The sequence below is a fragment of the Streptomyces sp. NPDC051211 genome (assembly GCF_040689505.1).
Taxonomy (GTDB): Bacteria; Actinomycetota; Actinomycetes; order Streptomycetales; family Streptomycetaceae; genus Streptomyces.
The window spans coordinates 1-18,698 of record NZ_JBFBAV010000034.1 but is presented as its reverse complement, the minus strand read 5'-3'; the positions used below and the strand labels follow the sequence as shown (position 1 = coordinate 18,698).

Annotated in this window: 21 protein-coding genes and 1 riboswitch; of the genes, 10 read left to right on the top strand and 11 right to left on the bottom strand. The window is 70.9% G+C overall.

Features of this window, described 5'->3' with window-relative positions; translation table 11 throughout:
* Window positions 1-9 precede the first annotated feature (9 nt).
* From AB0447_RS26885 to AB0447_RS26875, 3 genes are all read right to left on the bottom strand, one after another.
* Window positions 10-1,440 carry an amidohydrolase family protein gene (locus AB0447_RS26885; RefSeq protein WP_366479365.1) on the bottom strand — a complete coding sequence of 477 codons (1,431 nt, stop codon included), beginning with the start codon at window positions 1,438-1,440 and terminating at the stop codon, window positions 10-12.
* A 232-nt stretch (window positions 1,441-1,672) separates the two neighbouring features.
* Window positions 1,673-2,725, bottom strand: a complete 1,053-nt coding sequence (locus AB0447_RS26880) for a serine hydrolase domain-containing protein (protein WP_366479364.1) — start codon at window positions 2,723-2,725, stop codon at window positions 1,673-1,675.
* Window positions 2,726-2,833: 108 nt separating this feature from the next.
* Complete coding sequence (locus AB0447_RS26875) at window positions 2,834-3,337, bottom strand: hypothetical protein (RefSeq protein WP_366479363.1); 504 nt, start codon at window positions 3,335-3,337, stop codon at window positions 2,834-2,836.
* An 81-nt stretch (window positions 3,338-3,418) separates the two neighbouring features.
* Window positions 3,419-3,479: riboswitch (guanidine-III (ykkC-III) riboswitch) on the top strand.
* 77 nt (window positions 3,480-3,556) lie between these two features.
* On the opposite strand from AB0447_RS26875, the gene AB0447_RS26870 reads away from it, so the two are divergent.
* Entirely contained in the window at window positions 3,557-4,000 is a 444-nt protein-coding gene (locus AB0447_RS26870) for an Ohr family peroxiredoxin (protein WP_366479362.1), read from the top strand.
* A gap of 65 nt (window positions 4,001-4,065) precedes the next feature.
* On the top strand, window positions 4,066-4,404 hold the full coding sequence (locus AB0447_RS26865) for a hypothetical protein (RefSeq protein WP_366479361.1): 339 nt from the start codon (window positions 4,066-4,068) through the stop codon (window positions 4,402-4,404).
* 42 nt (window positions 4,405-4,446) lie between these two features.
* On the opposite strand, the gene AB0447_RS26860 is transcribed toward AB0447_RS26865, so the two are convergent.
* The gene (locus tag AB0447_RS26860) at window positions 4,447-5,805 is read right to left on the bottom strand and encodes a helix-turn-helix transcriptional regulator (RefSeq protein WP_366479360.1); all 1,359 of its coding nucleotides are present in this window, start codon (window positions 5,803-5,805) and stop codon (window positions 4,447-4,449) included.
* Between the two features lie 138 nt (window positions 5,806-5,943).
* On the opposite strand from AB0447_RS26860, the gene AB0447_RS26855 reads away from it, so the two are divergent.
* Entirely contained in the window at window positions 5,944-7,308 is a 1,365-nt protein-coding gene (locus AB0447_RS26855) for a M64 family metallopeptidase (RefSeq protein ID WP_366479359.1), read from the top strand.
* Between the two features lie 229 nt (window positions 7,309-7,537).
* Window positions 7,538-8,179 (top strand): DUF4232 domain-containing protein, encoded by a 642-nt coding sequence (locus tag AB0447_RS26850; protein WP_366479358.1) that lies wholly within the window; start codon window positions 7,538-7,540, stop codon window positions 8,177-8,179.
* A gap of 21 nt (window positions 8,180-8,200) precedes the next feature.
* Here the strand turns inward: AB0447_RS26850 and AB0447_RS26845 are convergent, their stop codons facing one another.
* Entirely contained in the window at window positions 8,201-8,560 is a 360-nt protein-coding gene (locus tag AB0447_RS26845; RefSeq protein WP_366479357.1) for a DUF6223 family protein, read from the bottom strand.
* 246 nt (window positions 8,561-8,806) lie between these two features.
* Here AB0447_RS26845 and AB0447_RS26840 point away from each other — a divergent pair, with 246 nt between their 5' ends.
* The 5 genes from AB0447_RS26840 to AB0447_RS26820 all read left to right on the top strand — a co-directional run bounded on the left by AB0447_RS26840 (window position 8,807) and on the right by AB0447_RS26820 (window position 12,818).
* Window positions 8,807-9,940 carry a histidine kinase gene (locus AB0447_RS26840; protein ID WP_366479356.1) on the top strand — a complete coding sequence of 378 codons (1,134 nt, stop codon included), beginning with the start codon at window positions 8,807-8,809 and terminating at the stop codon, window positions 9,938-9,940.
* Entirely contained in the window at window positions 9,937-10,608 is a 672-nt protein-coding gene (locus AB0447_RS26835; protein WP_366479355.1) for a response regulator transcription factor, read from the top strand. Before AB0447_RS26840 ends, AB0447_RS26835 begins: the two co-directional genes overlap by 4 nt.
* A 134-nt stretch (window positions 10,609-10,742) precedes the next feature.
* Window positions 10,743-11,477, top strand: coding sequence for a WHG domain-containing protein (locus AB0447_RS26830; protein WP_366479354.1), 735 nt, complete (start codon window positions 10,743-10,745; stop codon window positions 11,475-11,477).
* 331 nt (window positions 11,478-11,808) lie between these two features.
* A complete protein-coding gene (locus AB0447_RS26825) occupies window positions 11,809-12,249 on the top strand; it encodes a helix-turn-helix domain-containing protein (protein WP_366479353.1) in 441 nt (146 codons plus the stop codon).
* Entirely contained in the window at window positions 12,246-12,818 is a 573-nt protein-coding gene (locus AB0447_RS26820) for a toxin (RefSeq protein WP_366479352.1), read from the top strand. Before AB0447_RS26825 ends, AB0447_RS26820 begins: the two co-directional genes overlap by 4 nt.
* A gap of 192 nt (window positions 12,819-13,010) precedes the next feature.
* Here the strand turns inward: AB0447_RS26820 and AB0447_RS26815 are convergent, their stop codons facing one another.
* Entirely contained in the window at window positions 13,011-13,952 is a 942-nt protein-coding gene (locus tag AB0447_RS26815; protein WP_366479351.1) for an NAD-dependent epimerase/dehydratase family protein, read from the bottom strand.
* A 427-nt stretch (window positions 13,953-14,379) separates the two neighbouring features.
* On the opposite strand from AB0447_RS26815, the gene AB0447_RS26810 reads away from it, so the two are divergent.
* Window positions 14,380-14,730: a hypothetical protein gene (locus AB0447_RS26810; protein WP_366479350.1), complete on the top strand. Its 351-nt coding sequence runs from the start codon at window positions 14,380-14,382 to the stop codon at window positions 14,728-14,730.
* Window positions 14,731-14,761: 31 nt separating this feature from the next.
* Here the strand turns inward: AB0447_RS26810 and AB0447_RS26805 are convergent, their stop codons facing one another.
* The 5 genes from AB0447_RS26805 to AB0447_RS26785 all read right to left on the bottom strand — a co-directional run bounded on the left by AB0447_RS26805 (window position 14,762) and on the right by AB0447_RS26785 (window position 18,494).
* A complete protein-coding gene (locus AB0447_RS26805; RefSeq protein WP_366479348.1) occupies window positions 14,762-15,202 on the bottom strand; it encodes a GNAT family N-acetyltransferase in 441 nt (146 codons plus the stop codon).
* A gap of 237 nt (window positions 15,203-15,439) precedes the next feature.
* Window positions 15,440-15,751: an NIPSNAP family protein gene (locus AB0447_RS26800; protein ID WP_366479347.1), complete on the bottom strand. Its 312-nt coding sequence runs from the start codon at window positions 15,749-15,751 to the stop codon at window positions 15,440-15,442.
* A 70-nt stretch (window positions 15,752-15,821) separates the two neighbouring features.
* Window positions 15,822-16,436, bottom strand: coding sequence for an NAD(P)H-dependent oxidoreductase (locus AB0447_RS26795; protein ID WP_366479346.1), 615 nt, complete (start codon window positions 16,434-16,436; stop codon window positions 15,822-15,824).
* Window positions 16,437-16,600: 164 nt separating this feature from the next.
* Complete coding sequence (locus AB0447_RS26790; RefSeq protein WP_366479345.1) at window positions 16,601-17,755, bottom strand: oxygenase MpaB family protein; 1,155 nt, start codon at window positions 17,753-17,755, stop codon at window positions 16,601-16,603.
* A gap of 334 nt (window positions 17,756-18,089) precedes the next feature.
* Window positions 18,090-18,494: a RidA family protein gene (locus tag AB0447_RS26785; protein WP_366479344.1), complete on the bottom strand. Its 405-nt coding sequence runs from the start codon at window positions 18,492-18,494 to the stop codon at window positions 18,090-18,092.
* Between the last annotated feature and the right edge of the window lie 204 nt (window positions 18,495-18,698).

Here is an 18,698-nt window from a genome sequence, read left to right as displayed (position 1 = left end):
GGACCGGCCTCAGCCGGCCGTGCGCAGTCGGGTGGCGGCTGTTTCGGCTTCTCGTACGACGCAGGTGGTGTCCACGTCGACGAGGCGGCCGTCGATCTTGAGCGGTCGGCCGTCGACGAAGACGGAGTGGACGTTCTCGGGGCGTCCGTTGAAGACGATCTGGCCGATCCAGTCGAACCGCGGTGCGAAGTTGAGGGCGGCCGGGTCGAGGACGACGACGTCGGCCCGCTTGCCGGGGGTCAGCGAACCCACCCGGTCGGCGACACCGATGGCCTCGGCGCCGCCCAGCGTGGCCATCCGCAGGACGTCGTGCACCTGTGGGAAGACCCCGGCGTCCGTCGAGCGGGCGCGCTGCAGGCCGATGGCCGCCTTCATCAGCGCGTAAAAGTCCGAGGTGTCGTTGGTACCGCCGTCCAGGCCGAGCCCGATCTTGACACCTCGCTGTCTGAAGGCGGACAGCCGCATGATGCCGGAGGCCAGCCGCATGTTGCTCAGCGGGCAGTGGGCCGCGCGTGCGTCGTGGTCGGCGACGGCGGCGATTTCGTCGTCGGTGAGGTGGATCGCGTGGTTGATCAGCAGTTGTGGGCCCAGGGCTCCGATGTCGGTGAGGACGCCGATGGGGTCGTCGGCGCGCTGCTCGGGGCGTTCCAGGACGTGGGAGTTGAGCATGACGCCCAGGTCCTGGGCGGCTTCCCAGTGTGCGCGGTTGAGGTGCTGGACGGCCCGTGCCGCGTGTGTGGCGACCTGGAAGGAGGCGAGCGGCACCGGGTCCACGAGTTCCTTCTTCACCTTCGTGACCAGAGCCGCGTCGGGCTTGGGCGGGAACATCGCGTAGGTGAACCGCACGCCGGTGCCGGCCAGGGCCCGCACATAGCTCTCGATGAGGTCGTACGAGAAGATGTCGACCCAGTCGACGAGCGTGGTCACGCCCGACTGGACGGCGTCCAAGGCGGCGAGGCGGACGAAGCTGTGCACGGCGGCGGGCGTCAGCCGGTTCCGCTGGGGACCGGTGCACCCCGCGAACCAGGCGAACAGGTCACGGTCGGTGCAGCCCCCGCGGATCGAGGCCTGCCACAGATGGGTGTGGGTGTCGACGAAGCCCGGCATGACCAGCTTGCCCGACGCCTCCATCACCCAGGTGCCGGGCGGCACTTGGAGGCCGGTGCCGACGGCGGCGATGGTGCCGTTCCGCATCAGGACGTCTGCGTTCGCGACGGCGCCGAGGGGGCCGTCCCCGACGGCGGGATCCATGGTGAGCGCCAGGGAAGCCCCTCGGAGCAGGATCGTCCCGGCGGCCGGGACGAGCGGGTGGGCCGGGCGGCTGCGGGGCGTGGTGCGAGCGGTGGCGCCGAGCAGGAGCGGAGCGGCGGCGGCCAAACCGAGACCGGTGAGGAGGTCACGGCGGGTGGGGGCCGACGAAGGCGTGGGGCCTGGCTGCATGGCGTGGTACCTCCCGAGGGGACATTACGGAAGGCCCGCCTGGGCGACGCTGTGACCGGGCGTCAGGCAGAGGCGGGAGATTACACGCATCATTCCCAGCGAACGGCGGTTCGATAGGCGCCGGCGGAAAACATTTTCCGCCGGCGCGACGGACGCCGCTCCGGCAGGCCGAAGCGATGAGCGAACAGGCCCGGGTGACCGCCGCCTACGACGGGCATCAACGGCCGGACGGTCAGACCGGGTTGGAGACGTGCTGCGTCTGGAGCGTGCGCAGGAGGGCGGAGGCGGGGCCGTCCACCGGGTGCTGGCTGTTCGCGAGGGCGATGACGCCCAGTTGCTTCTCCGGGTCGAAGGCCACGAAGGAGGAGAAGCCTCCGGTGCCCCCGTTGTGCCAGATCTGCAGGTGGGCGCCCTGCCGGGGATGGAGACGGTGGGCCATCCAGCCCAGGTGCACCCAGGCGAAGGGGCTCTTGCGGTGCTCGACGGTACGGCTCAGGCGAATCGCCTCGGCGAGCCCGGCGGGACCGCCGTCCAGCTGGGCGCGGACGAAGCCGGCCAGGTCCGTCGCGGTCGACCGCAGCCCGCCCGCACCGGCCAGGTCGGCGAGGTGCCAGGGTGACGTGGGCTTCCCGCGCCGGCTGTGTCCCTGAGCGAGACGCCCCGAGCGTGTGCCGTCCACGGTCACCACGGTGTCGGTCATCCCCAACGGGGCACAGATCTCCCGGGTGATGAGGGTCTCGTAGTCCGTGCCGGCCCGGCGGGCGAGGCCCAGACCCAGCAGCCCGGCTCCGAGGTTGGAGTACCGGAACCGCTTCCCCGGCTCGGCCCCCAGACGCGTCCCGGCCAGCCCGGACAGGAGTACGTCGGTGGTGCAGTCCGCGTACGGATCCGGCTTCGAGGGGTGCAGCAGCGCCTGGAGGAGCATCCCCTTCGGCAGCCGCGGCAGGCCGGAGGTGTGGGTGGCCAGGTGCCGCAGGGCGATGCGGCTGCTGCCCCGTGACGGTACGGCCGCTCCGTCGGGCAGCAGAGCGGTCAGCGGCTCGTCCAGGTCCGCCGTTCCGCCCACTGCCAGTCGCGCCAGGGCCAGCGCGGTGAACGGCTTGGTCACCGACCCGATCTCGAACAGGGTGTCGGGGCCGGGCACCACACTGCGGTCCCCGCCGGTGCCGCCGGCCCCCCTGATCTCCACCGAATCCCCCGCCACGGCGGCCACCACCACGCCGACGCGATCTTCGGCCAGCCGGTCGGCGGTCTGCTGGGCAAGGGTGCCGAGTTCTTGATCCATGACCGAATCATGACGGGGCCGTTCCGGCGATCGGTGCGCCCTGATGATGATTTTCCGCCGGTGGCACTCCGACTCCAGCAGTACGGACCGAGCCCGCCCCGGCCTGCGTCAGCGGCCGCCGCCGCGGTGATCGTAGACCGTGAGGGACAGTGCCAACATCGCGGCCTGGGCGCGTTCCGCATCCAGTCCCTGGTCCACGGCTTCCAGGGCTTCGGCCGCCGAAACCAGCACGGCACGGGGCAGGCCCTCGTAGGCGGAGACTCGGTAGGCGAGGGTGCGGCGGGCGTCCCGTTCCTCTTCGGTCACCCCGTCGGGGGTGAGGGGGAACACAGCCGCCTGGTACGTCGCGATGCTCACGAGGACCGCGTCGGCGATCCCCTGCGCGTACCCGTCGACCGGGGGCACGGTGCGGTCGGGCCGGAAGAAGGCCAGCACCGGGCGGCGGGAGAGGAAGGAGCCGATCCCGGCGCCCAGACCGGCCGCGGCCCCGGCCACCAGGGCCGTCATCCTGCCGCCCAGGAGGAAGCCGAAGCAGGCTCCGCCGACCGCCCCGCACGTCACCAGCGCGAAGGTGATCATGAGGTGGATGCGGGTGGCGATCGAAGACGTCATGCCCAGCAGTATGCACAGCGCACTCCGATGACTTCCGGCCACTGCCGGGGGCCGTGGCCGGATCTGCTGCTACAGTGGGCCGCGGTCGGCCTGCCGGCCCCGGACGAGACGCGCCGTACCCGGTTACGCACGACGACGCGCACGAGCCTCTCCAGAGGGGCCGTAGCGGTCTGCACCATCCCTGGTAGGCCGTGTCGCCGAGCGGATGGACCAGTACGTATGACCGTGCAGCTGACCCGAACCCTCTACACCACCTCCGCACACGCCAGCGGGGGCCGTACGGGCACGGTGTCCACGGACGACGGCCGACTGAATCTCGAGCTGGCCCCGCCGCGGAAGAAGACGCCGACGGCCACCAACCCGGAGCAGCTGTTCGCCGCGGGCTACGCCGCCTGCTTCACCTCCGCCCTCGCCGAGGTCGCCGGTGAGTTCGGTATCGATACGGCCGCTGCGCAGGTCACCTGCGAGGTCCGGCTCGGCACCACCGATACGCCGGCGGGCTATGGGCTGGCCGTGACGCTCACGGTCGCGGTCCCCGCCCTGACGGCAACCGAGCTGGAGCCGCTGCTGCACCGGGCAGACGCCACATGCCCCTATTCCCAGGCGGTCAGGGGCAACATCCCCCTGACGCTGGTGGCTGTCGACGGCACCACGGCGCAGTGACGGGGATGGCGCCGCCGGCCCGCGGCGCGTGGCTGCGGCGCGGGATCAGCCGCAACGGGGGCCCGATGCTGGCAGAGCAGGAGGCCGTCTGGTTGCAGGCCGGCCATCACTATGCGGACAGCCGGGGATTCGCGGGCTTCACCTCCTTCGACGGCCGGGAGGTCCGCTTCCACCACGAGGTCGGCGAACCCGGCGAGGACGTGGGCAGCCTTCGCCGGGACGGCGAGAACCTGGTCGAATCCGGCGCGAACCCCGACGGCACCACTTTCGTGGAGATCTGGACGCCGCTGCCGGACGGCCTCGGCCAGACCGGCTCCTGGACGGCCGCCGGATGCCAGGTCGTACGGGTCGGTCCGCACCTGGTGTACGTGGACGCCGGAACGAGCGCCTACCTGCGGATGTAGCCCAAGCGCAGGCGGGGGCACCGGCGTGTTGCAGGCAGGGCCCTACCGCCGGTGCGGACCGAAGGGGTCCGGGCCCAAGGTGGTGGTCGGGGCGGGGCCCAGGGTGGTGGTGCCGATGGCGGCGCGGTGACCCAGGCCCGTGCGGTAGGCGTCGAGGGCGGCTTCGGTCCGGCCCGCGCGGCGCAGCAGGTCGCCCAGGAGTCGGCACAGGTCGGCGAGGTCGCCGGTCGCGCCGCTGCGTTCCAGCAGGGCCAGGGCGCGTACGTAGTGCTCCTCCGCCCCTTCGGTGTCGCCGCGCTCCTCGGCCATGAGGCCGAGCAGCCGGTGGGCCCCGCCGGCGTGCACGGCGCCGTGGTGGTCGTCCAGATCCAGCAGGGCCGACAGCAGCTCGGCGGCCTCCTGGTGGCGGCCCAGGCGGCGCAGGACGTCGGCCAGCTCGACCTCCACCTGTGCGGTGTAGAGGGTGGCGCGCCGGGCCGCGAGCATGCCGCGGGCCGTACGCAACTCCTCTTCCGCGGCCTGGAGTTCGCCGCTCTGTGCCTTGACGTAACCGCGCATCCAGTGGCAGTGCGCGAGGTCGGTCGCCAGGCGTAGCTGCCGGTACATGGACTGGGCTTTGGCGAGGGACGCGTCGGCGTCGGCCGTGCGCCCTTCCGCGAGGAAGGTCCGGGCCACCTGGCGGTGCATACCGGCCACCAGCGCGGGGTCGGTGACCTGCGGGGCCAGGGCGAGGGCCGTTTCGGCGGCGTGGGCGGCGCGGGCGTGCGCGCCCATGTCGATGTACGGGCTGATGACGGCCGCGTACAGCATCACCAGCGCCTCGGGGTCGGCGAGGCCGCGGGCGCCGAGTTCGTCGATGGCCGATTCGAGCAGGTAGCAGGCATAGCGGAGTTCCCCGGCCAGGAGGTGGGCGACGGCACGGCCGCGGATGGCGCGGGCGCGGCGGGGCAGCGGCTCGCACGCCAGCAGCGCCTCGGCCGATGCGAAGTGCCCGCGGGCTGCTGCGAGTTCGCCGGCCTCCAGGGCGCAGTCGCCGAGGCCGAGCAGGGCCTCGGCCTGTTCGACGGGCAGGTCGAGGCGTTCGGCCTCGGTGAGCAGGCGGCGGTAGTGGCCGGCGGCTTCGTCGGCCGCACCGGTGGCCAGGGTCTGCTGAGCGTCGGTCAGGGCGAGCCGGAGTTCGGTGGCCAGGTGGGGTGGACGGCCGGTGGCGAGCTCCTCGTACGTGATGCCGAGGCGGGGGGCGAGGAAGCGCAGCGCCGTTTCGGAGGGGCGCACCCGGCCGGATTCAAGGGTGGAGATGTATGCCGCGGTGTAGGAGGGCTCGGCCAGCTGTCGCTGCGTCAGGCCGCCTTCCTTGCGCAGCTGTTGCACCCGTCGACCGATCTCGGCCGGTTCGTCCATGGGAACCCCCTGGTCTTTCAACTCCCCAAACATTCAAGGGCACACGATCATTGCGCATCCCCCGGGCACGCCCTAGTTTAAGCGGCCGGTTCAGTTCGTTTATCTGCTTGCTTAATGTCCGTGTCGGGAGAGGATCCCATGCGCTCGACCCTGCGCAGTTCCCTGTTGGCGGTGGGGGTGGCCGCTGCCACCGTCGCCGCGCTGGCCGCCGTACCCGGTACCGCGTCCGCCGGCCCGCCGCCGGCGGCCGATCCGCGACCGCACCCCCTGGTGGAGGTGGAGATACCCGGGCCCGAGGACGGGGTGACCGCCGGATCGGGACACACCCTCGTGCCCGCCCGGGGCCAGGACGCACCCGCCGGTCGCCTGTCCGCCGCGGAGCAGCAGGCGGACGGCGAGGTCGCCAAGGTGATCGACAACGGCCCCTCCCCCGACCGGCTCGACGTCGTCGTGGTCGGCGACGGCTACACGGCGGACGAACTGGCGCAGTTCCACGCCGATGCGCGGACGAAGTGGGCCGAGATCGCGGCCGTGGAGCCGTACGCGACGTACCCGGGCCTGTTCAACGTGTGGACGGTCGACGCGGTCTCCCGGGAGTCCGGTGTGACCGGCGACCCGGCCCGCGACACCGTGCGGGACACCGCTCTGGGGTCGTACTTCTGGTGCGGGGACATCGAGCGGCTGCTCTGCGTCGACCAGGAGAAGGTCGACGCGTACGTGGCGCGGGTACCCGACGCCGATCTGGTGCTGGTCCTCTCCAACAGCACGAAGTACGGCGGGGCCGGCTACAACGAGCCGAGCGAGAGCCTCGGTTACGACGGCATCGCCACGGCATCGGCCCGCAACGAGAAGTCCGGTCAGGTCGCCGTCCACGAGACGGGCCACTCCCTGGGCCGGCTGGCCGACGAGTACTTCTACCCGGGCCTGCCGGACTACGAGCGGTACACCGGTCGCGAGCCGGCCGAGTCGAACGTGTCCGGCCTCGACGCGGCCGCCATGGCCGCCCGCCGGGAGAAGTGGCACCGCTGGCTGGGCGAACCGTCCCCCGACGGCGGCACGGTCGGCGCATACGAGGGCGGCGGCTACTACGTGACCGGGCTGTACCGGCCCACGGACGGCTCGCTGATGCGCGTCCTGGACCGGCCGTTCAACCTGCCCGGCGTCGAGGCCATGATCGCCGGCTTCTACCGCCACGCGCGGCCGGTCACCGCGCTCACGCCCACCGGGCAGACGCTGCGCGGCCACCACGCGGCGACGATCGCCCTGCCAAGGCTGACCGGGAAGGCCGCGCAGCGGCTCACCGTCCGCTGGTACCTGGACGGGCGGGAGCTGCGGTCCTTCGCGGGCCGGACGCGGGTGCGGGTCGCCGAGCTGGGTCTGCCCCTGCTCGACTTCCGGACGCACCGGCTGTCCGTACGGGTCGAGGACCGCACTCCGTCGGTGCGGGACCCGGAGATCGCCCGCACGTTGAAGTCCACGGTGGAGTGGAAGGTCCGCCTTTAGCGGGTGCGCGTGCGATGCACGTTCCATGCACAAGACGCATGGAACGATGCGACGGATGCGACGGATGCGACGGATGCGACGGATGCGGCGAGCCTGACCGCCGGAGGTGAGGCTCGCCGGCAACCGTGGTGGAGTCGGGAAGACGCCGTCACCAAGCTGTGAAGCTTCTGCGGGACGCTGGTGCTCAGCCCGGCGCACTCCGCGCCTCTCCATTCGGGGGTACACCGCCATGAGCACCGTACGCAGAGCCGCCATCGTCCTCGCCGCGGTATCCGCACTGGCCCTGACTGCCTGTGGGCCCACCGAAGACGACGCTTCGAGCGGGGCCGAGACGCCGACCGCGAGCCCGGCGAAGTCCGCGACACCGTCGAAGCCGGCGAAGCCGTCTGCGCCGTCGGCGTCCCCGGGCAAGGGTTCGTCCGGCGGCGGTGGCGGCTCGTCGCCCGACCCCGACTACGACGTCTTCCCGTGCAGCACGTACGACGTGAAGTTCACCGCAACCCTGGCCGAACCCACGACCAGCAGCTACCTGCTGAAGATCACCAACAAGGGAACCAAAGCCTGCAGGGCACTGGGCCATCCGGTCGTGACCTTCGGCGATCTGGACGGGCAGGCCACGGAGCGGGGTGAGGCCCCCGGCATCGAGGACGCCATCAGGCTCGATCCGGGCGAGTCGGCTTACGCCGGGCTGATGGGCGGCACCAAGGACGGCAAGGGGAAGTCCGTCGACTCGATCGCGATGACCATGAACACCGAGTCGGATCTGGAGCAGACACCCCTCAAGGCACCGACCCCCGGCCTGTACGTCTCGCCCGACAAGAATTCCGTGACCGCGTGGGTGGGCAACGCGGAGGACGCGCTCAGTTTGTAGACCGGCCCCGGGGCGGGTGGGTCAGCCGGTCGGCACCGTGCGGCGGGAGCGGGACCGCGCCAGCCCGCCGAGGACCGGGCCGATCAGCCCCACCACCATGGCCACGATGGCACCGGCCCGCCCGTTGCCCGTGCCGAAACCACCGGTGGAGGTGGCCAGATGCAGCCCGGCGAGGACCATGCCGATCAGCCCCGCCGCCATGGCCACCAGGGCGCCGGCCCGCCCGGAGCCGGTGCCGATGCGGCCGGCGGAGCGGGCCAGAGCCAGCCCACCGAGGACCGCGCCGATCAGCCCCACCACCGCGGCCACGACGGCACCGGTTCGCCCGTCGCCGATGACACCACCGGTGGCGGCCAACATCAGGGCTCCTGAAGAGCTCATGTCCCTCTCCCCTTCCGTACGTCTGTCTTTGCGCTGCTGTCTTTGCGCTGCTTTGGGTCTCGTCCGATCCTGACCGCCCGGGGCCCCTCGGGTCGTCCCGCAGACGGAGGCACTCGGCGCTGCCGCCGGTGGCGTCCCCGGATGCTGCGGATGCCGCAGGCGCCGCGAAGGTACTGCGTGCGCGGTAGGCGGCCTCTCCTCCACGAGCCGGATTCGCCCGCGACCGCGTCCGGCTAGGGTGCGCGCATGAGTAGAAGACGGTCCTGGTCCGCTGTGCGGGCCGGTGTCACAGACTGGGCGATCGCCGTCTGCCTGGCGGCGACGCTGCTGGTCACCGGACTGTCCGGGCAGCACTCCGCCACGGACCTCGACCTGCTCGGCTACGCGCTGCTGGTGGCCGGCGGCCTGGCGCTGGCCGCGCGCCGTCGGGCTCCGGTGCCCGTGCTGGCCGTCACCGGGCTGTGCGCGGTGGGTTACCAGGCGGCCGGCTTCGACGTGCCCGCCGTCGCGTACCTGTTCGCGGTGTACGCAGCCGTACGGGCGGGACACCGCACCCTCACGATCGCGGCGAGCGTAGCCATGCTGGCCGCCCTCCCGCTCGCGGCCCTGGCCTCGGGCCTGCACGACACTGGCGAGGCGTTCGCGCAGGCCCGAGGCGCCCTCGAGCTGGCCTGGCTGGTCGCGGCCGGCGCCGCGGGGGAAGCGCTGCGGCAGGCCGAGCGGCGGGCGGACGAAGCCGAGCGCACGCGGGAGGAGACCGCGCGGCGCCGCGCCGACGAGGAGCGGCTGCACATCGCGCGGGAACTGCACGATTCGCTCACCCATCAGATCTCGATCATCAAGGTGCAGGCCGAAGTCGCCGTCCACGTGGCCCGCAGGCGTGGCGAACAGGTGCCGGAGGCCCTGCTGGCGATCCAGGCGGCCGGACGTGAGGCGACCCGGGAGCTGCGCGCGACCCTGGAGGCGCTGCGCGACGACGACACGGCCCCGCCGCGCGGGCTCGACCACGTCGCGGAACTGGTGGAACGGGCCCGTGCGATCGGCCTGGACGCGACGCTGACGGTCGAGGGCCGCGCGCACGGGGTGCCGGCCGCGGTGGACCGTACCGCCTACCGGATCGTTCAGGAGTCGCTCACCAACATCGCCCGGCATGCCTCCGCCACCACGGCATCGGTCCGGATCGACTGCCGTCCGGACGCCCTCGCGATCCGCATCGACGACGACGGCAAGGCCACACCGGACACCGCCCCGGTGCCCGGCGTCGGGCTGCTCGGGATGCGCGAACGCGTCACCGCGCTCGGTGGTCGGCTGCGGGCGGAGCCGCGCGGCGAGGGTGGTTTCACCGTCCAGGCCGAACTCCCTGTGGAGCAGTCGTCATGATCCGTGTCCTGCTGGTCGACGACCAGCCGCTCATTCGCAGTGGATTCCGCGCGCTGCTCGATCTCGAAGACGACATCGAGGTGGTGGCGGAAGCCGGCGACGGGATGGAGGCCCTTGCCCTGGCCGAGGAACACCTGCCCGACATTGCGCTCATCGACATCCAGATGCCGGTCGTCGACGGCATCGAGGCGACCCGGCGCATCGCCGCGGACCCGGCCCTGGCCGGAGTACACGTCGTCATCCTGACCAACTACGGCTTCGACGAACACGTCTTCAACGCGCTGCGCGCCGGCGCAGCCGGCTTCCTCGTCAAGGACATCGTGCCGGAAGACTTCCTCCACGCCGTACGCGTCGCCGCGCGGGGCGATGCCCTGCTCGCACCGTCGATCACCCGCAAGCTGATCGACCGGTACGTCGCCCAGCCGCTCCCCACCCACACCGGCAAGGGGCTGACCGGGCTGACGGAGCTGACCAACCGCGAACGCGAGGCCGTCGCCCTGGTCGCGCAGGGCCTGTCCAACGACGAGATCGCCGACCGCATGGTGATCAGCTCACTCACCGCAAAAACCCACATCAACCGGGCCATGACCAAGCTCCACGCCCGCGACCGTGCCCAACTGGTGGTCCTCGCGTACGAATCCGGCCTGGTGACCCCGCGCAACCGCTGACCTCGACGGCCTTGGCTTTACCGGGACCACTCCGCACTGCGTGCGACTCGCCGATGGGCCGGATCGCGGCGGTTTCCGGCGGGGTCGGGGCAATGGGCCCCGAGGAAGCGGTGGCTGACAGGTACGGTTTGGCCATGGATGTTTCCGGAACGCGTGCTACTGATGAGAACACCAGGCCGCCGGCGGTCATCAAGGCCACGGCGCGCCAACTGCTCGTGAAAGTGGGCGCCGGAGGGCTGTCCCCGGAGGCCGTTGCAGGGGACAGCGGTCTTGCCGTTGCCGAGGTGGAGGCGGTCTTTCCGCATCGGGACGACCTGCTGACCGCGCTGGTCATCGATGCCTACAACGAGTCCGCCGCCGCGATGGAGCGGGCCGATGAGGCCGCCAGGGCTGCCGGTGCGTCGGCGGGCGGGCGGCTTCTCGCGGTGACTCGCGCCCTGCGAAAGTGGTCCTTCGACAACTCCGGCGAATTCACGCTGATCTACGGCTCGCCCGTACCGGGCTACCACGCCCCGCAGGAGACCGTACCGCCCGCCTCGCGGACCCCCGCGGTGCTGGCCGGCATCGTGCGCTCCGCGCTGGAGAACGGTGAGCTCACCCCGCCCCGGCGGGCGGTGCCCGGGCCGCCGCTGCTGCGGCCGGAGGCCGTGGAGCTTTTCGGCGGGCTGCCGCCGGCTCCGTTCTCGGACGTCATCGAGCGCGGCATCGTGCTGTGGAGCAGCCTGATCGGGCTCCTGGTGTTCCAGGTCTTCAGCCGTACCCACGACAGTGTCCGGGACGAGTCCGCGTACTTCGACTTCGCCGTCGCGGTGGCGGCCGAAGGCATCGGACTGGTGGTTCCTTTGGACGACGGCGCCCACACCACCTAGATCCGATCAGGCCGTGAGCACCACCAGAACCGCCTGTTTCGACCTCGGCGTCTGGACGGTCGCCGCTTCCGTCTTCAGCGCGGCGGGCATCGTCGGGCCGAGCGGTGTGTCCTGCCCGGGTCGGCCCCCGTGCCCCCGTGGGCCGGCCCGGGCAGGGCCGATGCGGCCGGCAGCCAACTCGGCTACCCCCGTAAGCAAAGTTAGTTAGCTGGCAGCTATCGACGAGGTCCACGGTGGCCGACTCTCGGCAGATTGTCAACTGTCAGCTAATCTGCGAAACTGGTGGATAGCTGAGGGCAATGCCGAGGAGGTGGAGGAAGGGAGATTCACAGTGTCCGAGACTGACGACCGACCCATGCTGGCAGTGCGCCTGGACAACCTCTTCAAGACGGTCCGTCCCAAGGGCAGGCACTGGACCAATGCGGAGGTGGCGGAGGAGCTGAAGCGGGTCAACCCCGAACTGAAGGCCGGCGCCGTGTACCTGTCGCAGCTGCGGACGGGCAAACGCTCCAATCCTTCACCGGACCTCCTGGCCGCCCTGGCCCGGTTCTTCGGCGTCTCGGTTGCCTACTTCTTCGACGACGACGTCGCCGAGTCGGTGCTCAGCCAGGTCGCCGCCATTGAGGCGCTGCGCCAGGCCGGGGTCCGCTCCGTGGCGATGCGTGCGGCCGGGATGAAGAAGGAAAACCTTCAGGCCATCACGGCCATCATGGACCAGTACCGGCAGATGCAGGGCCTTCCGCCCGTCAACGACCCTACGGAGCCGGAGTGAGGATACCCGGGAAAGGGCGGTCCGCCGACCAGGACCGCCGCAGCCAGCTCAAGAGGCTCCGGAAGGACGGCGCGCGGCGGATCGCCGAGCTGAACCTTCCCGAGGGCGCTGATGTGGCCGAACTGTGCCGCTACCTCGGTGAGATCCGGAACCGCCCCATCACGCTGGTCGCGATGCAGATGCCCGCGTCGCAGCCGTGCGGGATGTGGGTGGCCGCACGCGACGAAGACCTCATCTTCTACGACGCCAACACCACCAGCGCGCATCAGGAGCACATCATCTTGCATGAGCTGGGCCACATCATCTGCTGCCACCGCGGGGCCGGCTGGCTGGACGAGGCGAGCGCCCGCCTCCTCTTCCCCAACCTCGACCCCGACCTCGTACGGGACATGCTCCTGCGGGCAACCTACGACGACGTACAGGAGCAGGAAGCGGAAGTCATCGCCTACCTGCTCTCCCAGCGGATGGGCAGCAGCGAGGAACGGCACGGCGGCCCGGCCGCAGGCTCGGAAGGCGGGACACCGGGAAAGAACGCCACGCTCAGCCGGATCGAGCGGACCCTGTTCTGACCGTGCCGGCTGTTCCAGGTTCCGGCCGTTCCGAGTTGCGGCTGTTCTGGGGTGTGCAGCTCATCGCCGGCGGAAAGTTCGCCCACCGTACCGATGCTGTGCGCCTCATCGACCATCCCGGATCACCGCATGGACACGATCGGCCGGCCGTCAGCGCTCGCATCGGCCAGGGGCCGCAGCACCAGCACGACGTCACCCGGTGGCGGTCAGGCGCTCACGCCACCAGTCCACCGTCGCCTTGACCTGCTCATCGACAGGGGTGGCCCGTACCGCGAATTCGGCTTCATAAGCACTGGAATCGGCCACGAACGGACGGTCGAACTGATAGCGGATCTCCTTCAGTTCGCGGAGCAGCGGCGAGAACACCGACGCCACGGCCAGCACCGCCGGCGGCAGCCCCCGCACCGCAACAGGCCCCGTACCCGACCGGGCGGCAAGAAGGCCGACCATGTCCCGGGTGGACCGGGCGCGCTCCGTCGGGACGTGCCAGGCGCGCCCCCAGGCCCGTTCCTCGCCCGCGACCTCGACCAGCGCCCTGGCCACATCGGGCAGATAGCTCCAGCTGTGCGGGGCATCCGGATCGCCGAGCGTGGAGACCGGCTTGCCGCGCAGCAGCCGCGGTATGACCCGCGCGGCCAGGTGCCCGCCGTCGGTCACGCCGGGCCCGAAGTAGTCCGAGGCCCGTACCTCGACCGCCTTGATGCGCCCCTGTTCATGCAGTTTCCGCGCCTCTTCCCAAATGGCGGCGCGTACCCGCCCCTTGGGGCCGGTCGCTGCGAGCGGCAGCGCCTCGGTCATGGGACCGTCCACCGGGCCGTAACCGTAGAGGTTGCCCAGCATCACCAGGACGGCCCCGGTCGCCTCTGCCGCCGCAGAGACCGACGAAGCGAGCGGCGGCCATTCAGCAACCCATCGTTGGTAGGGCGGTGCGGCGCAGTTGTAGATCGCAACCGCGCCCCGCGCGGCCTCGATCAGTCTCCTGCCGTCCGTCGCGTCCAGCACGACGTGCTCGATGCCGGGCTCCGCGCAGCGGCCCGACTTGGTGACGACCCGTACCGAATGCCCCTTCTCGACCAGCAGCCGAGCAGTGGTTGCCCCAGCGGGCCCGAACCCAATAACAACATGAAAACTCACCAGCGAACACTAACGCGGGCGCCTGTTGGCCTATTCACAGACAAGCCACCGGCATACCGCGCAAAGCCGAAAGCAATCTCCCCAACAGCCTCACGGAAGCCCCGCCCTTTGCAGCTCCGCCCGGGCTGAGGGCGGCGATCCCACCGTCGCCGAGATCACCGAAGGGGATGCTGTGATGATCGCAGTGCAAGGCCGACCGGAGAAGAGCCCGGAAAGTTGGCGGAAATGAGGATGGGGTTCCGGACAATGGCCCCGGCATCGCAACAAGCACAGCACCGGCGCCGCGCCCGGCCCACCTCGCACAGGACCGGACCGTGCCGTGCCGTGCCGCGTTCACTCGATCGGCCGAGCAGCGGAAGCCGCGGGCGCCCTGCCGGGGCAGGCTGTGGACAAGGACCGCCACCATCGCACAGACGAGGACCGGGTCATGTCCCACAGCCGGCGCATCCACACCCTCACGGGAGCCGTAGCACTGCTCCTGACCGCCACCGCCTGCTCGGGCCTGGGCCGGACCACCGTCGGCATGCTCAGCTTCCGCGGCCACGACTCGCCGGCCGAGGTGAGCTATACGAGCACCCCGGTCAAGGGCTGCCACAAGATCACCCTTCCGCACGGAGCCACTCACGTCGAGAACAACACCCTCGTCGACATCGTCCTGTACCGGACGGAGAACTGTGAGAAGGCCGACCGGGACGACGGTATCTACGTCGGTACGACCCTCTCGAACGTGACGGCGCCCGACAGCCTGCCCTGGCGCAGCTTCAGCGTCGTCCACTGATGCCGGAGCAGGACGGACGGGGCCGCTGCTATCACGCCTCGGGCTTCAACGACTTGGCGAAGTGGAAGGCGACGATGTCGAGGCGCTCGCGCAGGTAGAAGCGGTGGGCGTCGGTGCGGTGGGTGCCCGAGTCGAGGTCGAGCTCGTAGCAGCCGGCGTCGCGGGCGTGGGCCTCCAGGTGGGCGAGGAGCTGATGGCCGACGCCGGTGGAGCGGGCGGACTCGGAGGTCACCAGATCGTCGACGTAGAGCTGACGGAGGGTGCTGGTGTTGTCGACGATCCGCCAGCCGGCCGCGCCGACGCAGGTGCCGTCGTCCGCGTAGGCGGCCGTGAAGCGCAGGCCTTGGACGTGGCCGCGCTCGTACACCTCGTGGAAGAGTTCCGGGGTGAGGTGGGGACGCAGTTCGCGCAGGACCGGGAGGAGTTCGGTGTCCAGGCGGGGGTCGCCGGGTTCGAGGTCGATGATCTTCATGGGGGGACGATATCCATAGGCACGCGCCGCCGCACCGGCCGCACACGCGCACGCGCACGCCCCGCGCAGCACGGCCCGCCGCGGGAGGAGTCCGCCGTCCCTGAGGTGGAGCGAGGAAACACCGGTGTGTGGCCCGGCCTTCCCGCCCTTCGCCCGCAGCCGGACGCCACCCCGCCCCCCGTCCCCGCACAGCCCGGGCCCCGGCCCGGGTCTCACACCTGACCCGTGGCGCTGCGCTCAGGACAGAGCGTCGAGCGGCCGCAGGAAGCGGCGCTCGTACCGTTTGATGCAACCGGTACGGCGAGCCAGGTCGAAGGCGTCCTGGCAGTCCGGGTCGGACATGCTGTCCGTGCGGTACTGCTCGTACGCTGCGAAGCTGGGGAAGGAGAACAGGGCGTACGCGATGTCGCTGTCGCCCTCACTCGGCAGGAAGTAGCCGTGATGGGTCCCGCCGAAGCGGTTGACGAGCTTGACCCAGCGGCGCCCGTACTCCTCGAAGTCCTCGAGCTTGTCGGCGTCTATCTCGTATTTCAGATGGATGGTGATCACATCTGCATACTGCCGTGCCGGTCCGCTTCCTCCAAGGGCCGGCTACCGGAGCCGGGGCGGAGCTCGTCGGCTACCGCTCCCCCGTCTCCTCGTACGGGAACCGGGCGAGCGGGGTCTCACCGTGGAAGAACGTCTTGGCGCGGACCATGGCCCGCTCGTCGTTCCTCACCTGACCGGGCCGCGAGCCGTTGCCGAACAGCACCCCGCCGAACCGCATCCGCATGTACGCCGCCGTGTGGTTGAGGGCGGTCGTCAGGCCCTCGGCGACCACCTCCTCGTCGTCCGCCATGACCGTCACGCCCCACAGGGTCCGGCCGGCCATCCGCTCCTTGAAGTCGGAGCCGGACGCCGAGAGCCAGCCCGACCAGTAGTCGAGGTAGCGCTTGGTGTGGGCGGAGAGGGTGTACCAGTACAGCGGCGAGGCGATGACGATGTCGGTGGCCTCCAGGGTGGCCCGGCGCAGTATCTCTTCGTTCTCGCCGGCCGGCCAGGAGTCGGTCTCGTGCCGCCCGTCCTGGAAATCGGGCAGCGGCAGCTCGGCCAGGTCCACCCAGCGCTGCGGGACGTCGGCGGGAAGCTGTTCGGCGGCCGCGCGGGCGAGGATCTCGGTGTTGCCGTCCGGGCGGGAGCTGCCGAGGACGAAGAGGAACGAGCGGTCCGCGCCGGGGGGCGTCTCGGTGGTCATGTCTGCTCCGGTTCTCGGGCCCCCGGGCGCGGGGGAATCGGGTGCGTTCCACACCACCAACCCCTTTGCCCCCGGGGGTTATTCCGCCCGAGACGGCCGGGCGGGGCTCCCCGTTCCCCGACGTGGGAGTGTCGTGGGAGTGGAGAGCCCCGCCCGTGCGCTGGTCAGCGGTTGTCGTGGAGCTCCTGGTGCATCTGCGGCTGGTCGTCCTGGTCGTGGGTCAGTGCGAACTTCTGGACCTCGTTGTATCCCTTGGAGGCGATGCCCAGGATGTCCTTGTACGGGTTGACGCCCACGGTCTTCTTGGCGCCGCCGCCCAGGAGGCCTCCGCCCACCCCGCTGACGAGGCCGTGGCCGGCGGCCAGGGGCTCGGCGGCCGCGCCGAGGACGCTCTTGGGGAGGCCGGCCATGTCGGCGTACTTGTCGGAGAGCGCGTGGCGCACCATCGCGAAGAAGGCGTCGTGCACGCCCGGCGGGTAGAACTTCTTGTAGAAGTCGACGGCCTGCTTGGTCATGAAGACGCCGTCGTCGGTCTTCTTCCACTCCTTGTCCCGCTCCTGGTTCCAGAGCGCCGCGACCTGTTCGGCGTCCTTGGGCAGGAGCCACTTCTCGGGGGTGCCGAGGTAGTGGTTGACGTAGTGCCAGGCACACATGAACCCGCGCGCGTCGTCCTTCGAGACGTCGACGCCCAGGCGCGCCATGGCCTGGAGGATCTGGGTGGAGAAGACGCAGGCGGCGCCGGTGGTGTACTTCTGGGAGACCGGCTCGCCCCACTTGGCGTAGTCCCACTGCCCGCTCTTCTTGTGCAGCTGCCGCACGGAGGCGTGCACCAGGCGCACCTTGGTGACGTTCGCGGCGAGCGTGCCGTCCCGCATGGCGTTTTCGTTGCCCATGTCGATGAAGAGGCGGGAGGACTGCGAGAGGCGCCGCCCGGGTCCTTGGACGCCGCCGAGGCGGCCGGTGGAGCGGAGGGTGAACGCGCCGGTCGGGGAGAGGTAGGTGCCGATGAGGCCGACCGTGCCCTGGAGCATGGACACTTCGCCGTGGTGGTGGGCGAAGAAGCCCTCCGCGGCCTTGACGTCCGCCTCCGACCAGTCCGGCGGCGGGGCAGCGGCCTCCTTGAGGAACTCGGCCAGCCGCGGGGGCAGCTGAGACAGGTCCTGACCCGGCTTGAGTGTGTTGATGGTGCGGAACAGGGCGTTGACCCCGTCGATCTCCTTGCTGTCGATCAGGCTGGACACGAGGTCGTCGGCCTTCGGGTCACCGACCTTGCTCGCCGCTTCCAGTTCCGCGGCGATCGTCGCTGTCGTCAGTCCCACAGAGGACTCCCATCAGGGGCGCAGGGGGTTTCGCCGCCACAGGCACACGCGTCGGCCGGCACCTGCCGGCAGCGGCCCGGCTCGGACCGCCGGGCAAGGAAAAGCCTGTGGCTGCCGCGGCGCCTCGGGGAACTCCCTCCGGCGAAGGGATCGTTTCCCCCTCACCTGAATGGCCGCCAACCGGCCTCGGGCCCCGCCGGTCAGCCGGGGAAAGCCGCCGACCTGCTGGAATGTTCATCTTCCTGCGCCGCTCACCCAGCCGGGTCCAACCGGGTCCAGCCGGGTCCAGCCGGGTCCAGCCGGGTCACGTCGATACGACGGCACCGGCCACGGATCAGTGCGAGTCTGCGTCGAGCACTGCGTCGACCTCGACTTCGACCAGCCAGTCGGCTTCGATGAAGCGGGAGACTTCGACGAACGTGCAGACGGGACGGACAGCGGCAAACCGCTCGCCGTGCGCTCGTGCGGCCTCCTTCCACTGCGTCACGTCGGTCAGCATGATCCGGGTGCGCACCACGTCCTCGACCGACGCCCCCGCCTCCTGCAGTGCGCGCTCGGCGATGTCCAGACAGCGCACCGTCTGCCCGTAGACGCTGCCGGGCGCGACGGTGGATCCGTCGTCCCCGATGGGGGCCGTGCCGGCGACGGCAACGTAACCACCGACCCGCACGGCGCGAGAAAAGCCGATCTGCGGCTCCAGCGGGGACCCCGAACTGACGATCTGTCGTCCGTGCTTCATGCCGCCATGCTGTCAGAACCGCTGTTGGGCAGTGAAGCGGCGGGGGATCGAGTTGCGCCGGTGACGCCGATGCCCGCACCTCCCCGCTCCCCCGATGACCACCGCGGCGGCCGGCGACGGTGGTGCCGTGCAGCTCCGCCTCCGCCCGGATCGAGCCCTGCCCCGGCGACCGTGCGGTCCAACCCCGAGATCGCCGCGGAGCTG